Genomic DNA, 15158 nt, shown 5'->3' with positions numbered 1-15158 from the left:
GTTAGAAGGTTACTAATCTTATATGTAACTTGTCAACCCGGTTTTTAGTGGTTACGATGAATCCATCGTGATCCTTGCGCCTGACCTGGAAAAATGAACTACCGTGAGATTCCGGCGATCCTGCTCGCCGATGCACCCGGACTGGACTTCCTGAACTCGCTGGCCACGCCAATCGATGAGCCGATCGACTGGATCGCCGATGGTGAGGGTTTGTTGAGCTGGCTCGAACAGGCGGAGTTCGTGCCCGTGGATGTGATCCGGCGCGTAAGGGCGGAAGCGTCGTCGGCCGATCTCGATGAACTCGCGGCGAAGGCGCGCGACCTGCGGGAGTGGTTCAGGGCGTTTGTGCAGAAGCGAAAGGGGCGTGCGCTATCGTCGATGGATTTGCGTGAGCTTGAGCCGCTGAATCGCGCGCTGGAACGCGACGAGCAGCACGGCGAGATCGTGGTCGATGAAACGGGGTTCGCGCTTCGCATGCGTCGGCGCTGGCCGACGTCGGAATCGTTGCTGATGCCGATCGTCGAAGCGCTGGCGAAACTCGTGTGCGAGGAGGACTTCGCACAGGTCAAAGCGTGCGAGGGCCCGGCCTGTACGCTGCTGTTCGCCGATCACACGCGCGGGCACGCGCGCCGCTGGTGCAGCATGGCGATTTGTGGAAACCGCGCGAAAGTCGCGGCGCATCGGAAGAGGGTTAAGGAGGGAGCTAGAAGCTGACGAAGAGAAGGGGCTAAATGCCCTGATACGCTTCATTCATGCGGCATCAATTCCGCCAGCATCAACCTGACAAGCCGTTGGCTACGACTTCTGCTCCGACGACGCACACCACGGCCACGACGCCTTCGTCGACTCAACCGTTTGCGCAACTTCACGCCACCACTTCTCCCCGCGATGCGGCGCCTCCAGATTCAGCCGTTCGCCCATGCGCGGCGTCGAGACCGCGACGCCGCGTGAGAGCGCCAGCCCGGTGACGCGCTCGAACGGCTCCTGCCAGCGATGCATCGCGAGATCGAACGTACCGTTGTGAATCGGCACGAGCCACCGGCCGCGCAGATCGACGTGCGCCTGCACGGTTTCCTCGGGCTGCATGTGGACGTAGGGCCATTGAGCATCGTAGGCGCCCGTTTCGACCAGCGTCACATCGAACGGACCCAGCCGCTCGCCGATCGCGCGAAAACCGTCGAAATAGCCGGTATCGCCGCTGAAGAAGATGCGCAGATCGTCATCGACGATAACCCACGACGCCCACAGCGTACTGTTGCCGTCGAACAGGCTGCGACCCGAGAAGTGCTGCGCGGGCGTGGCCGTCAGCGTCACCCCGCCGATCGACGCGCTCTGCCACCAGTCAAGCTGACGCACTTTCGACGCGTCTATGCCCCACTCGATCAGCCGGTCGCCGACGCCGAGCGGCGTCAGGAACACACCCGTGGTCGCGGCCAGCGCCAGCACGGTTTCGCGGTCGAGGTGGTCGTAGTGATCGTGCGAGAGGATCACGCCCGCGAGCGGCGGCAAGTCGTCAAGCGCGATCGGCGGCGCGTGAAAGCGCTTCAGACCGACACGCTTGAAAGGCGACGCGCGCTCGCCGAACACCGGATCGGTCAGCCAGAACTCCCCGCGCACCTTGAATAGCAGCGTCGAATGACCGAGGCGGTACAGACTGCGATCAGGCGCGGCGTCGAGCTGTGCGCGCGTCACTGTCTCGACGTCTGGCGCCTGCGCGGGCACCGTGCCGCGCGGCTTGTTGAGCAGCACGTTCCACATGATGCGCAGCGTTTTGCCGAAGCCCTCGGCTGGACGCGGCCTGACGTTGCGAAAACGCTCGCCATCGTGCTGCGGCGAGGTGCGGGACAGCACGCGTGAGCGCTTGGCGGCGGCGAAACCGAGCTTGCGGCCGATGAGATCGATGAACGAAGGCATGTCGGTATGGGTTCGGGAAGTAGACTGGACAGTGTAGTTTATTTTTGAGAAGAAAGTAAACTTGTCAGTGTAAAATCGAACGATGAATCCGAACGCCATTCCCCTACGCCTGACGGACAAGAAGCGCGCCGCGATCGTCGATGCGGCCGTCGAGGAGTTCATCGCGTCCGGCTTCGATGCGACCAGCATGGATCGCATCGCTGCGCGCGCGAACGTCTCCAAGCGCACGGTCTACAACCATTTCGCGAGCAAGGAAGCGCTCTTCGCGGCGATCTTGCATGAACTGTGGGACGCGAGCCAGACGAGCGACGCCCCCGCCTACGACTCCGATGCTCCCTTGCGCGCGCAACTGCTCGATTTGCTGATGCGCAAGATGCGTCTTCTCGACGACGAAGCGTTTTTGTCGCTGGCGCGCGTGGCGATCGCGGCGGGCATTCATTCGCCGGAACGTGCGCGGGATATGGTCGCGCGCATGGGCGAGCGGGAGGAGGATTTGAGCATGTGGATCCGCGCGGCGGCGGTGGATGGACGTGTCGCGATTAAGGACCCGGCGTTTGCCGCCCAGCAGTTACATGGACTGGTGAAGGCGTTCGCGTTCTGGCCGCAGGTATCGATGGGCCAACCGCGGCTCTCCAGGAAAGAGCAGGAGAAAGTGGCGGAAGCGGCCGCCGATATGTTTCTGGCGCGGTACGCGAAGTGATGTGAAGGCGCGGCTTGTTGTTGGCTGTGCGTGCCTGCTGTGCCCTACAAAACAACCCGCTCTCAAAACGGTTATTTCGATATTACTTGAAATGTCAAAACCGTTCGTTTATCGTTCGGTGCATGGACTCGAAACTTGCTGTACGCGCCCTGAGCGCGCTCGCTCACGAATCGCGCCTCGCGATCTTTCGCCTGTTGGTCGTGGCAGGCCCGGAAGGCATGGCCGCAGGTGAACTCGCCCAGGCGTTGGGGCTTTCCCCTTCCAGCCTTTCGTTTCACCTGAAAGATTTATCGCATGCCGGCATGGCTGAGTCGCGCCAGGACGGACGCTTCGTTATCTACACGGCAAACTTCGGCGCGATGACGGATCTCATCGGTTTTCTGACGGAGAACTGCTGCTCTGGCACGACATGCGAGGCGAGCGATCCGCCAGACTGTTGCGGTGATGCACCGTAAAGCGCTTGGATGCTATCGGCTCGCGCATGGTGCAATTCCGGGACAATGTTCTCGGCAGAGTGAACTCGCAAGCCAGCACGAAATGCGCGCCATCGGCGAGAACCCCGTATAGGAATGACATGAGCAGCACCGACACGGCGCTTCCCGCCGAACACCCCGCTATGGGATTCTTCGAACGCTATTTGACGGTTTGGGTTGCGCTCTGCATCGTGGGTGGCGTCGTGCTCGGCCAGATGTTTGCGCCGTTCTTTCAGGCCATCGGACGCATGGAAGTGGCGCAGGTCAATCTGCCGGTCGGAGTTTTGATCTGGATCATGATCGTCCCGATGCTGCTCAGGATCGATTTCGCCGCCATGACGCAGGTCAAAAGCCAGTGGCGTGGCATTGGCGTAACGCTTTTTGTAAACTGGTTCGTCAAGCCGTTTTCGATGGCGTTGCTCGGCTGGATTTTCATTCGACATGTCTTTGCGCCCTGGCTCCAGGCAGATCAAGTCGACAGCTACATCGCCGGCCTCATTCTGCTCGCCGCCGCACCTTGCACGGCGATGGTGTTCGTCTGGTCGCAACTTTGCAAAGGCGATCCGTATTTCACGCTGTCGCAAGTGGCGCTGAATGACTCGATCATGATCGTGGCGTTCGCTCCGCTTGTCGCGCTGCTGCTTGGACTGTCGGCGATCACGGTGCCGTGGAATACGCTGATCATCTCGGTCGGGCTGTACATTGTCATCCCCGTGATCGTCGCGCAGTTGCTTCGGCGCCGTCTGCTGGCGAAAGGGGAAGCGCATTTCTCGCGCGCGGTCGCACGCCTTGGCCCGTGTTCCATCGGTGCGCTGCTTGCAACACTCGTACTGCTGTTCGCGTTTCAGGGGCAGGCGATCGTCAAGGAACCTCTCGTCATCGCCATACTCGCGGTGCCGATCCTGATTCAGGTGTTCTTCAATTCGGGGCTCGCTTACCTGTTGAATCGCCGCCTGGGCGTCGCGCACTGTGTGGCGGGCCCCTCCAGCCTGATCGGCGCAAGCAACTTCTTCGAACTTGCCGTAGCGACCGCGATCAGCCTGTTCGGTTTTCATTCCGGTGCAGCACTTGCCACGGTAGTCGGCGTGCTGATTGAAGTGCCGGTGATGCTGTTCGTGGTCGGCATCGTCAATCGTTCACGAAGCTGGTACGAAGCGAAGGACCGAAGCAACGCATGATGATTGACGAGCAGGACGGAGAAATTTTGATGATGCAGGAGTTGCCCAACGTCAGCGTAGCGCACCTCGATACGCCAGATGTTCAGAAGCTCGAGCCACGCGCCGTTTCAACGCACGCCCCGCGAATCCTCCTTCTCTTCGGCTCGTTGCGCCCCACGTCGTACAGCCAGCTTCTCGCACTCGAAGCTGAACGGATTCTGCGCCATTTCGGCGCCGAGACGCGTGTCTTCGATCCACACGGCTTGCCGCTCGCGGACAGCGTTTCGGCCGATCATCCGAAAGTAATCGAATTGCGCAAGCTCTCGGAATGGTCGGAAGGCCAGGTGTGGTGCAGTCCGGAGCGCCACGGCACACTGACTGCCGTGTTCAAGAACCAGGTCGACTGGTTACCGCTTGAGAGCGGCGGCGTGCGTCCCACGCAAGGCCGCGCGCTGGCGGTCATGCAGGTGTGCGGTGGGTCACAGTCGTTCAATGCGGTAAATGCACTACGCATTCTCGGACGCTGGATGCGCATGGTGACCATCCCGAATCAATCCTCGGTCGCAAAGGCATGGCAGGAGTTCGACGCCGAGGGCCGAATGAAGCCCTCTTCCTATTACGACCGCGTAGTCGACGTGATGGAAGAACTCTACAAGTTCACACTGCTGGTACGAGATCGCTCGGCGTATCTGACTGATCGATACAGCGAGCGAAAAGAAGCCCGCCCCGAGATCGCGACGACACTGGCGGACGCTGCCATGAATAAAGAGTTGAATGGCGCCAATGCCGACACCGACGACAACGAGACAGAGTGAGAAAGCACGTCACGGTGCTTTCGTCGCCCGCCTCTCACATCACCTCAGGCACACGACAGCCGTCGATCTCAGCCATCCCGTACCTGAGCGCGAACCGCATCGCTTCGAGCGCGGAGGGAAAGCGTCCCAGCGCACCGCTCGCCCGCTGAACCCCTTCAGGATCGCACACGATGAGCATCGCGGTGTACGACCCGTCTTCTTCTACCGTCAATGGCGTGAGGGCAAAACCCTTGTACCCGACTTCGGCGGAATCTCTCATTGTTCTTTTGTCCTGACCGCCTGTGCGTCGACGCGCTTCGATGCGACGCTCGCCTGTTCGTTGAAGGCAAAAAAACTCGCGCAGCGCAGCACGTCGAATCGATCGCACTGCGCACCTCGGAACCATCTGTCATCAAACAGGATTGGCCGCGACGAAGTTCTTGTAAGCCGAGTACGCGGGGTTCTTCGTCTTGCCGTCCATCTGCATCAGGCCGTAGCTGGCATCGATCACTGCGTAAAGCATGATGCACTCGACGTTGTACTTGTCCTTGACCGACTTGTACTGGGTCATCGCCGTCGTGACGTAATCTGCGGCAGACTGAGCCGAGTCCTTCGTACCGGACCAGCCGAATTCCGTCAGCCAGATCGGCACGCCGAACGAGTCCTTGAGGATCTGAAGCACGTCGACCGAAGCTTTCGGTCCCGCTTTCTGGATGTTGTACGAGCTCTTGTACCAGTGATACGTCGTGAAGTCCCAGCGCACGTTCGCCGCGCCGCCGACACCGTTCGCCGTGCCGTTCGGCGTAATGCCGCTCCATAGCATCTGCAGCGCGCGGTACGCCATCGGAATGCCCACGTTCACGCCGCACTTGATTGACGGGTCGACCGCTTTTACGCCGTCGATCATGCCGCGGATCACGCCGCGGAATGCCGGCCAGTAAGCGGGATTCCAGTCGGTCGAAGCACTTCCGTCGCCACCGATCTTGAGACCGACCGTATCGAGTTCGTTGCCGCATTCGATGTGCGTGACGAGGCCCTTGAGCGGGGTCGTGCACTTCACGGCGAGGTTGTAGCCGAGCGTGTACGCCGCGGCTTCGGTACCCGACTGATTCCAGCCCGCCGAACGCGGATTGATGACCGGCATGATGGTCACGCCGCTGTTCTTGAACGCGCCGTTCAACGCGTTGGCGATCGTCTGCGACATGCCGGCGTCGGCCGTGTCGGCACGGTAGACGCTTGCGCCCAGGTCCTTGAGGATCGCGAGTTGCGCCGCTGCCGAAAGCGTCTGGTAGATGCCGCTGCCCCACGCCATGTGGCCGTTCACGCCGTAGAAGAGCGGCGCTGCGACGGAGGTCGTGGTGCGCGGGTCCGTCGTGGCGACCCATGCGGTGCCGCTCCAGTACCAGAAGTTGCCGGTGACGTTCTGCTGATAAACCTTGCCGCCCTTGTAGAGCAGCATCTGCACTTGACTCGTGTAGCCGGCGGATGCGCCGTTCTTCTTGACGACGCCGCTCACCACCGTCCAGACCGCGCCGGCCGAATCGGTAATGGACGCTGCCGGCGGGATGGTGGTGCCGTCGGCGGAACCTGAGGTCGCAGCCTTCGCGACACCGTTCAACGCAGCCGATTCGCCATCGCCTTCACCAATGCCACCGCAGGCCGCGAGAGCCATGCTTCCTGCGCCTGCCGCCATCATCGACAGGAAATTTCTACGTGAAACCTTCGATTCCTTGGAATCGGTATTCTCTACTGCAACGTTGCCTTGGTGATTCGTCTCGTTGATGGCTTTCATCGGTAGTATCTGCGGTGTGATTGGATGAACGAAGTATATTTGTCCGCAAATGCCAGATGCTGTTACGAGACGTAACAGTCTGAAGAAAGGCAAGAATTGCTTTAGTGATATGGTATGCCGTTAAGAAACTACCTATTGATCTAGCTGCGTGTTACAGAAGATTTCTCGTGCGAGGTTTGGCATGCTGTGCGAAAGCGACACGATTCACCCCAAAACAAGCCGGGGTAAATGTTCATAGGTATGGATTACCGCGAACTCAAACGATTTCCCAGGTCTTTTCGACCGATTTATCGTTCGATGAGAGCAGAAAACAGAACGGGCGCAATCAGCGCCCTGTAATTTCTTCGATACATAAAGATGCGCTCAATACGCCGCGCGCCCACCTGTCAGATCGAAAGTGAAGCCGGTTGTGAAGCTGCACTCGGCACTTGCGATCCACGCGACCATATTTGCAATTTCATTAACCGCAACGAAGCGGCCCATTGGTATCTTCGCCTTGATCGTTGCAATAAATTCCGGCGTCATTTGATTGAGTAACCCGGTTTCCGCCATCGTCGGGGCAACGCAATTGACCAGCACCCCCGACTGGGCCAATTCCTTTGCGACCGACTTCGTAAAAGCAATGACGCCGCCTTTCGCGGCCGAATAAGCACTATTGCCGGGATTGCCCTCCTTTCCCGCAATCGACGCGACATTCACGATGCGTCCGTACGCGTTTTCCCGCATATGCGGAATGACGGCGCGGCAGCAATTGAATACGCCCGTGAGATCGATTTCGAGCACGCGCTGCCATTGATCGGCCGGATAGTCCCAGACCGGCGCGATCGGTCCGTTGAGGCCCGCGTTGTTCACGAGTATCTCGATGCGGCCGGCCGTCGTTAAGGCATCGTCGAAAGCGGACGTGACCGATGCCAGATCGGCGACGTTCACCTTCTGCTTCAGCAAAGGCTTGAAGCCTGCCGAGGACGAATCGAAGCCGGTGAAATCGATGTCCCAGAGAATGATCCGGTGCCCCGCCGCCGCGAGCCTTCGCGCGATGCCCAGACCGATCCCGCGAGCGCCCCCAGTCACGATTGCCGTCATGCCGCCGCCTCAGGCTGCGTCGCTTCGTCATGCATGACACCGAGCAGTCTCGCCTGCGTGAACTCGTCCTGCTCCAGCGCTTCGGCCGTGTTCTGGTAGGCGACGCGTCCGTTCACCAACACGTATACGCGGTCCGAGATCGGCAAGACCATATCGGCCTGATGTTCGACGATGATCACGCTCGCCCGGTCGCGCAACCGCACGACAGCATCGAGCACTTCCTGCACGACAGCCGGCGCGAGCCCTTCGAACGGCTCGTCGAGAAGGATCACCTTCGCCGGCGCCATCAACGCGCGCGCGATCGCCACCATCTGCCGCTCGCCGCCCGACAGATTTTCCGCGCGCGTGTCCTTGCGGTTCGCAAGCCGCGGAAAGAGCGTGTAGATTTCATCGACACTCGCGCCGCCCTTGCGCGCCGCCAGCCGCAGGTTCTCGTAGACGGTCAGGTTCGGAAAGAGCCTGCGTCCTTCCGGCACCATCGCGAGGCCGAGCTGGTTGATGGTGTGGCTCGGCTTGTTGGTAATGTCGTGACCGTCGAACGTAATCGTGCCCGAGCTCGCCTGCACGATGCCCGTGGCGGCACGCAGCGTCGTCGTCTTGCCGACGCCGTTGCGTCCGAGAATCGCCACGACTTCGCCTTCGTTGAGCGTGAGGTCGAGGCCATCGAGGATCGTGTTGCCGCCGTAGCCGGCCTTCAGGTTCCTGATCGTGAGAAGCGGCTTCGTCGCCGGGGCGCGCTTGATACGCGTGCTCACACGTTCGGCCGCAGGCACGGTCAGTTTCGAACGGCCCATGTACGCCTCGATCACTTCAGGATGCGCCGCGACTTCCGAAGGCGCGCCATCTGCGATCAAATGTCCGCGATGCAGCACGCTGATGCGATCGGAGATCGCCAGCACGCGATCGATATCGTGTTCGATCAGCACCACCGCATGGTGATTCGCCAATTCCCGCACGATCTTCGCGACGATCTCGCGATCGGCTTCCGCCAGACCCGCGAGCGGTTCGTCGAGCAGGAGGATCTTCGCCTGCGTGGCGAGCGAGATCGCGATCTCGAGCAGACGCTGCTCGCCATGCGACAGGTTCTCGCACGACGCCGCCGCTTTATCGACCAACCCGACCGCCGAGAGGAGCGACCAGGTGCGTGCGTTCTGCGTCTCCAAGCCGTGCGCATCGAGCCATATGCCGAGACGTCCGCGCCCGGCCGCCTGCACGGCGACACGCACGTTCTCGAACACCGTCAGGTTGCGGAACACGCTCAGGATCTGGAACGAGCGGCTCATGCCAAGCCGCACGCGCCTGAACATCGCGAGGCGGGTGACGTCCTGGCCGTCGAAGAGGATCTGTCCGGCGGTTGGCTGGAGCACGCCCGTCAGCATGTTGAAGAACGTGGTCTTGCCCGCGCCGTTCGGACCGATGAAGCTGTGCAGCCGATACGGAAAGACATCGAGGTCGATCTTGTCAGCGGTGACGAGCGAGCCGAACTGCTTCGACAGGCCGCGCACGGAGAGGATCGGCGTATTCGGATCGGCGTCGATGCGAGCGCTTTCGTACGGCTGGATCACGCTCGGACGCGCGGGGATCGTATCGCGCACGAGCGTCCAGCGCGGCTTTTTCAGCACGCGCTGCACGAGCCCCTGAATGCCTTCCGGCGAGAAGAACGCGAACGCGATGATGATCGGCGCAAACAGCAGCCACCAGTGTTCGGTGAGGCCGCTCAGCTTGTCTTCGAGCAGGATGAACGCGATCGCGCCCCACAGCGGCCCGAGGAACTGATGCACGCCGCCGAGCACGGTCATCAGCAGGCTGTCGCCCGCGTGCTCCCAGCTCAGGTTGTTCGCGTATGCGCCCTGCAGCATCAGGCAGAGCAAGCCGCCCGCATAACCGATGATCGCCGCCGAGATCACGAATGCGGAGAGCTTCAGCCGATACGTGTCGTAGCCGAGGCTCGACGCGCGCTGCTCGTTGTCGCGCAGCGCCTGCAACGCGCGGCCGAAGGGCGAATGCACGAGCCGCCACAACGCCCACGCCACCAGGACCACCGTCACGCAAGCGAAGACATGGAACGCGGGGAACGTCGCGAACATCGGGCGCGGCACGTCTTGCAGGCCGTTCTCGCCGCCGGTGACATCGGTCCACTTGAACGCGATTTCGAACGCGATCTGCGAGCAGGCGAGCGTGAGCAGCGAGAAGTAGAGCCCCCGGCGCTTGAGCACGATGGCACCAATGAGAAACGCCATCGCCGCCGACAGCACCACGCTTAACGCCAGCGCCAGCACTTCGTTATGCAGATAGCGTTGCAGCGATACGGCGACGAGATACGTCGACGTCCCGAAGAACACCGACGCCCCGAACGGCACGAGACCCGTGTACGCGACCAGCAGGTTCACGCCCATGCCGTAGAGCGCGTAGATCGCGACTTGCGTCGCGCGTTCGAGCGGCGTGCCGGTCATCGCGAGCAGCGCCGAGACGAACAACAGACAGATCGCGAGTAATGCGACCGGGTGTCGGGATACGAGTTTGAAGTTCATTCGAAGCGCTCCCAGCGTTCACCGAATAGCCCGCGCGGACGCACGAGCAGCACGAGGGCCATCAGGATGTACATCGCCACCGCCGAGCCCTCGGGGAAGAACTGCACGGCCAGCGCCGTCACGATCCCGACCAGCAGCCCCGCGACTACCGCGCCCCCGAACGAGCCCAGCCCGCCGATCGTCACGATCACGAACGCCGGCATGACGGCCGCCGTCGCCATGCTCGGCGTGACGGTCAAGAGCGGCGCCGCGAGCAGCCCCGCCGCGCCCGCGAGAAGCGCGCCGAGACCGAACGCGCCCGTCAGGACGCGCGGCAGGTTGATGCCGAGCAGGCCGACCATCTCCGGATCGCGGCTCCCGGCGCGCAGGATGCGTCCGTACGGCGTGAACTTGAGGAACCACCAGAGCGCGAGCAGGATCACGACCGTCGTGACGAGCACGAACAAGCGGTATTTCGTGAGCAGGAGCGGCCCGTAGACGATGAAACCCGACAGCGCCGCAGGCGGGCTGAACGGCAGGCCGCCCGCGCCCCACACGAGCCGGATCAGCGCGGTAAGCAAGAGCGACAACGCGAACGTGACGATCAGCCCGAGCAGCGGCTCCTTGCCATACAGCCTGCGTATGAAGACGACCTCGATCAGCATGCCGACCGCGGCCACCAGCAGCGGCGCGAGCAATACGGCCCACCAGCCGAACTGCGTCGAGAGCGCGATGGCGAAGTACGCGCCGAGCGCGAACAGCGCCCCGTGCGCGAAGTTGACGATCCCGAGCAGCCCGCAAATGATCGACAGTCCGATCGCGAGCAGCACGTAAAGAAATCCCAGCACCAAGCCATTGGCGATCTGGGACAAGACAATCTCTGCCATGTCCGTACTCCCTGTTCCGGCCTTACAGTTGGGTCGATTTCAGGCGGCGCGCGCGGCCATCGTGCAGCCGACTTCCTGGCGCGTGCCATAAAGCGCATCGACATCGGCGGGGTTTTGCGGCAGGAGCGATACCTTGTCGAGCCAGTCCCACTTGTCGGTGATGCGGTCCTTCACCTTGAACACCGTCCAGCTACGCACCATCTGGTGGTCCCAGGCGCGGAAGTACGCAGGAACAGCGCCGTCGTCGAGCCTGACGGTTTCGAGGCTCGACGCGATGTCCGCGCCGCCCGTGCTCTTCGCCTGCCTGATGCCTTCGAGGAGGCCGCGCGTCGAGAACCAGCCGAGCCATGCCTTGTCGGCGGGCGGCTTGCCGTACTTTGCCGTGTAGCTCTTGATGAACGCGACTTCCGCCGGCGTATGGCCCGGCGAGCTGTAGTGCCACGGCTTGCCGTAGTAGCCGGTCGCGGCTTCGGGGCTGATCGACCACAGGTCCGAGTCGCCGATGATCGGGCAAGCCACCGGAATCGTGCCCTTCATGCCCATCTCGGCGTACTGCTTGAGGAAGGTGGAGAGATCGCCGCCCGGCAGGCCCAGCACGACGACGTCCGGCTTCGACTGGCGAATCTTGAGGATGAACGAGCTGAAGTCGGTGGTGTTGAGCGGCGTGACGTCGGCGCCGGTCATCGTGCCGCCGGCCTGCTTCAGCAAATCTGACATCGCGCGCTGGATGTCCTGTCCGTACGCGTAGTTCGCCACGAGAAAGTGCCAGCGCTTGCCCTTCGACAAGAGCGACGGCGCAAGCGCGCGGCACGTCACTGGCGTGGGCGCGAGCGTGCGGAACGTGTACGGATTGCAACTGCTGCCTGTGAGTTCGCGCGCGGCCGCATTGGGCGAGATGTATGGCATTTTCGTGCGATTCGCGACCGATGCCATCGCGAGCGACGTGCCGCTGTTCGTGCCGCCGATCACGGCGACGACCTTGTCCTCGTCGACAAGTTTCTGCATGTTCTGCTGCGCCGATTGCGGATTGGGCTCGTCGTACCAGACGAGGTCGATGCGACGTCCGCGCACCTGGTTGCCCGCTTCAGCGAGCGCGAGCTTCACGCCGTTCGCGATCATCTCGCCCTGCTCGGTCCACACGCCCTGCTTCGCAATGACGAGGCCGACCTTGAGCGGCTGGTCACCCTGCGCGCGCACGAACGCGGGCGCGGACATCACCGCCGCCCCGCTCGCGAGCGTCTTGCCCGCTGTGGTCAGCCAGTCGCGACGCGTCATGCCGCCGCCCATCGTGCCCGTGTTGCCGTTGTCCTTCTTGTCCCCACCTTGGTTCTGGCTCATCTGTCGTCGCTCCTGGTTCCGGTTTTCGTGGATGGCGTTCGTCATGCTCTAGTCGATACAAGTTTTAACGAATGCTAATCTAGGATGGAACTGCGTTCAATAATTAAAATGAGTTGCAGGGTTTTCATGGATGTTGATGTGATGGGTGCAGCGAGAAAAAAGCGACGCTAGATGAACGCGACAGGTGTGCGTTTGAGGAACGGCGAGTTCAACGTCGCAGCGCTCATGTCCGACGCCGCTTCGAGCAACGCGGGCGCGAGCGCTTCCAGTCGCGACTCGGGTAATCGAGTCGTCGGCCCGGCGAGACTTACGACGCCCACGACGTCTTTCGAGACCGCGTGACGAATCGATGCCGCCATCGCTGACATGCCTGCCTCGTGAGTTTCGATCGCGATGCTGTAACCGCGCAGGCGGGTGGTTCGAAGGTCCTGCAGAAGTTGCGCGACAGTTCTTGGCGCGTTCGGACCACCGTGACCCTTGCGGCCTAGCCCGCCCGCGCGCACCAGCGCCTCTTCATCGGAAAGCGACGCGAGCCACGCCTGTCCGTTGGCGGTGCAATAGAGCGGCGGCTGGCTGCCCATGTCGGGGTCGTAGCGAAGGCCCGAGCGCGCGCCCTGCGCCTTGGCGACGAATGTGAGGTGATCGCCCTCGACGATCCCCAGCCGCGCCAGTTCCCCCGACGCCGCCGCGAGCCGGTCGAGCACCGGTTGCGAGACGTCGAGAATCCCTCCCGTCGACAGATGGATCAGCGCGAGCGAAACGAGCTTGAGCGCAAGGCCGTATTCGCCATGCTCCGCATCCTGACGCACGAAGCCTTCGTCGATCAGCATCGACAACAGCCGGTGTGTGCCGCTGCGAGGAATGTCGAGCGTGTCGGCGATGGCGGCGAGCTGCATGCGCCCGCCGTGCTTCGCCAGCAATTCGATGATCGCCAGCGCCCGCGTCAGATTGCCTGTCATTTTCGAGCGCTCACGATAAGGACGCTCGCTTTATGCCGCGTAAGCCTTCGCAATCACCGCAAGCGTCGCTTCACGCAGCCGTCGCGCGCGCTCGACGGCCTTCGCCGTCTTGGCCCAGCCGTCCATCGGCACTTCGACGCTCACCGGCAAGTGCGCCGGCAACGCGCGCAGGATGCCCGCGAGATTTAGCCCGCCCTCACCTGGAATCATCCGCTCGCAGCGCGCCTGATAAAGCAGCGTTTCGAGATCCGTCGGACGCTCGGCGGGCGCGTCGCAGAACTGCAGATAGCCGAAGTATTCGCGCGGCAGATCGCGCAGTTCATCGAGCGACGAACCCGCGCGGTCGAAGTGAATCGGATCGATGATGAGACCCGTGTTCCTGCGCCCCGATGCCTTCACGATGCGCGCCGCCTGCGTGATGTCCTTCGCGTCGGTCCAGGGCATCGGTTCGAGCGACGGCGAGAGTCCGAGCGGCGCGGCGATGTCGCACAACTGCGCGAGGCGGTCGACGGTGCGCGCTTCGTCGGGATCGTTGCCCGCGACGAGCACATACTTCGCGCCGAGTTCCGCTGCGACTTCGAGCACCGGCTCGTAGGCGGCGACATCGGTATCGGGCTTCAGACGCAAAATCTCGGTATCGAGTACGCGCACGCCGGTATCTTTCAGGCGCGCGAGCGTCTCGCGCTTCCACGACGAATGGCCGGTGAAGTCGTAGCGCGCTTCGTGATCGGTCGCGGGCAACAGCCGCAAGCCGACGTACTCGTAGCCCGCCTCTGCTGCGCACTCGACCATCTGCGGCGGCGTGAGTTCGAGCGCCGTCAGCGCGGAGAGCGACAGCGGACGCTGGTTTTGCTGTGACATGTCGGCTCCTTTCAGCGCAGCGGCGAGAACGGCGCGGGAACGTAGATGGTCGATTCCATCGTCGTCAGATGCTGCGGGCCGCCTTTAGGCGGCCAGATCCCGTCCTTCACGGCTTCGGCGCGAATGCGCGAGCGTTCATCGACACTCTTGTACGGCCAGATGTTGAGAAAACGCGGCACGGTTCCGTCGAGCGAATACATTGCGCCAATCAGCGGCGAGCGCTTCGTGCGCTCCGGCACCGCGTTTTCCCATGCGTCGATCGTGTGCTGCAGGCTCGCGAGTTTCGTGCCGTAGACCCGCATCTCGTAGATGCCGCCGTGCTCCGCCGGCTCGATCGGCGGCAGGAACGGAAAGAGCGCATAGCTTTCGACCTTCACATCGGTCGTGTATTCGCCGCAGCCGAACGGATTGCCTTCGAGCAAAAGGCGACGGCGTTCGTCGATCAGCGCTGCTTCCGATTCGAAGCCGCGCAACACCATCACCTTGCCGAGCGCGCCGATATCCGAGTACCAGCAGCCGAGCAGCTTCGCGCCGGACCGGTCGCCATTCGCCTTGATGTTTTCGAAGACCTGCGCGTTGGCGCCGATCTTCACGGTGAGGGTCACTGTGTCGTAGAGAGTCATTACGTCGTCCTTGGTCGTTCGTGAATCAGAAAATCAACATCGCTGTGGAATATTCTTTGATGTTGGA

15 protein-coding genes are annotated in these 15158 nt (G+C 62.2%); 5 read left to right on the top strand and 10 right to left on the bottom strand.

All coding sequences use genetic code 11. The annotated features are described in order from the left end of the window. Window positions 1-93: 93 nt before the first annotated feature. The gene (locus AWB65_RS07760) at window positions 94-714 is read left to right on the top strand and encodes a CGNR zinc finger domain-containing protein (protein ID WP_087666603.1); all 621 of its coding nucleotides are present in this window, start codon (window positions 94-96) and stop codon (window positions 712-714) included. Window positions 715-795: 81 nt separating this feature from the next. Here AWB65_RS07760 and AWB65_RS07755 read toward each other — a convergent pair whose 3' ends face one another. After that, window positions 796-1914: an MBL fold metallo-hydrolase gene (locus tag AWB65_RS07755; protein ID WP_087666602.1), complete on the bottom strand. Its 1119-nt coding sequence runs from the start codon at window positions 1912-1914 to the stop codon at window positions 796-798. Window positions 1915-1996: 82 nt separating this feature from the next. Here AWB65_RS07755 and AWB65_RS07750 point away from each other — a divergent pair, with 82 nt between their 5' ends. The 4 genes from AWB65_RS07750 to arsH all read left to right on the top strand — a co-directional run bounded on the left by AWB65_RS07750 (window position 1997) and on the right by arsH (window position 5059). Continuing rightward, the gene (locus AWB65_RS07750) at window positions 1997-2614 is read left to right on the top strand and encodes a TetR/AcrR family transcriptional regulator (RefSeq protein ID WP_087666601.1); all 618 of its coding nucleotides are present in this window, start codon (window positions 1997-1999) and stop codon (window positions 2612-2614) included. A gap of 122 nt (window positions 2615-2736) precedes the next feature. Further along, window positions 2737-3069, top strand: coding sequence for an ArsR/SmtB family transcription factor (locus AWB65_RS07745; protein WP_087666600.1), 333 nt, complete (start codon window positions 2737-2739; stop codon window positions 3067-3069). Between the two features lie 119 nt (window positions 3070-3188). Then, window positions 3189-4265: an ACR3 family arsenite efflux transporter gene (gene arsB / locus AWB65_RS07740; RefSeq protein ID WP_087666599.1), complete on the top strand. Its 1077-nt coding sequence runs from the start codon at window positions 3189-3191 to the stop codon at window positions 4263-4265. Window positions 4266-4294: 29 nt separating this feature from the next. After that, the gene (gene arsH / locus AWB65_RS07735) at window positions 4295-5059 is read left to right on the top strand and encodes an arsenical resistance protein ArsH (protein WP_087666797.1); all 765 of its coding nucleotides are present in this window, start codon (window positions 4295-4297) and stop codon (window positions 5057-5059) included. Window positions 5060-5093: 34 nt separating this feature from the next. On the opposite strand, the gene AWB65_RS07730 is transcribed toward arsH, so the two are convergent. The 9 genes from AWB65_RS07730 to AWB65_RS07690 all read right to left on the bottom strand — a co-directional run bounded on the left by AWB65_RS07730 (window position 5094) and on the right by AWB65_RS07690 (window position 15091). Continuing rightward, complete coding sequence (locus AWB65_RS07730) at window positions 5094-5318, bottom strand: hypothetical protein (protein ID WP_087666598.1); 225 nt, start codon at window positions 5316-5318, stop codon at window positions 5094-5096. Window positions 5319-5450: 132 nt separating this feature from the next. Then, window positions 5451-6830: a glycosyl hydrolase gene (locus AWB65_RS07725; protein ID WP_087666597.1), complete on the bottom strand. Its 1380-nt coding sequence runs from the start codon at window positions 6828-6830 to the stop codon at window positions 5451-5453. A gap of 363 nt (window positions 6831-7193) precedes the next feature. After that, entirely contained in the window at window positions 7194-7913 is a 720-nt protein-coding gene (locus AWB65_RS07720) for an SDR family NAD(P)-dependent oxidoreductase (protein WP_087666596.1), read from the bottom strand. Then, window positions 7910-10444: a branched-chain amino acid ABC transporter ATP-binding protein/permease gene (locus AWB65_RS07715; protein WP_087666595.1), complete on the bottom strand. Its 2535-nt coding sequence runs from the start codon at window positions 10442-10444 to the stop codon at window positions 7910-7912. Before AWB65_RS07715 ends, AWB65_RS07720 begins: the two co-directional genes overlap by 4 nt. Beyond that, window positions 10441-11310 carry a branched-chain amino acid ABC transporter permease gene (locus tag AWB65_RS07710; RefSeq protein WP_087666594.1) on the bottom strand — a complete coding sequence of 290 codons (870 nt, stop codon included), beginning with the start codon at window positions 11308-11310 and terminating at the stop codon, window positions 10441-10443. Before AWB65_RS07710 ends, AWB65_RS07715 begins: the two co-directional genes overlap by 4 nt. Before the next feature lie 39 nt (window positions 11311-11349). Then, complete coding sequence (locus tag AWB65_RS07705) at window positions 11350-12648, bottom strand: ABC transporter substrate-binding protein (RefSeq protein WP_087666593.1); 1299 nt, start codon at window positions 12646-12648, stop codon at window positions 11350-11352. Window positions 12649-12815: 167 nt separating this feature from the next. Next, window positions 12816-13607 (bottom strand): IclR family transcriptional regulator, encoded by a 792-nt coding sequence (locus tag AWB65_RS07700; protein ID WP_087666592.1) that lies wholly within the window; start codon window positions 13605-13607, stop codon window positions 12816-12818. A gap of 30 nt (window positions 13608-13637) precedes the next feature. After that, complete coding sequence (locus tag AWB65_RS07695) at window positions 13638-14468, bottom strand: sugar phosphate isomerase/epimerase family protein (protein ID WP_087666591.1); 831 nt, start codon at window positions 14466-14468, stop codon at window positions 13638-13640. A gap of 11 nt (window positions 14469-14479) precedes the next feature. Further along, on the bottom strand, window positions 14480-15091 hold the full coding sequence (locus AWB65_RS07690) for an NIPSNAP family protein (RefSeq protein WP_087666590.1): 612 nt from the start codon (window positions 15089-15091) through the stop codon (window positions 14480-14482). Between the last annotated feature and the right edge of the window lie 67 nt (window positions 15092-15158).

The sequence above is a fragment of the Caballeronia humi genome (genome assembly GCF_001544475.1).
Lineage (GTDB): Bacteria > Pseudomonadota > Gammaproteobacteria > Burkholderiales > Burkholderiaceae > Caballeronia > Caballeronia humi.
This window is presented reverse-complemented; position numbering and strand designations above follow the sequence as displayed.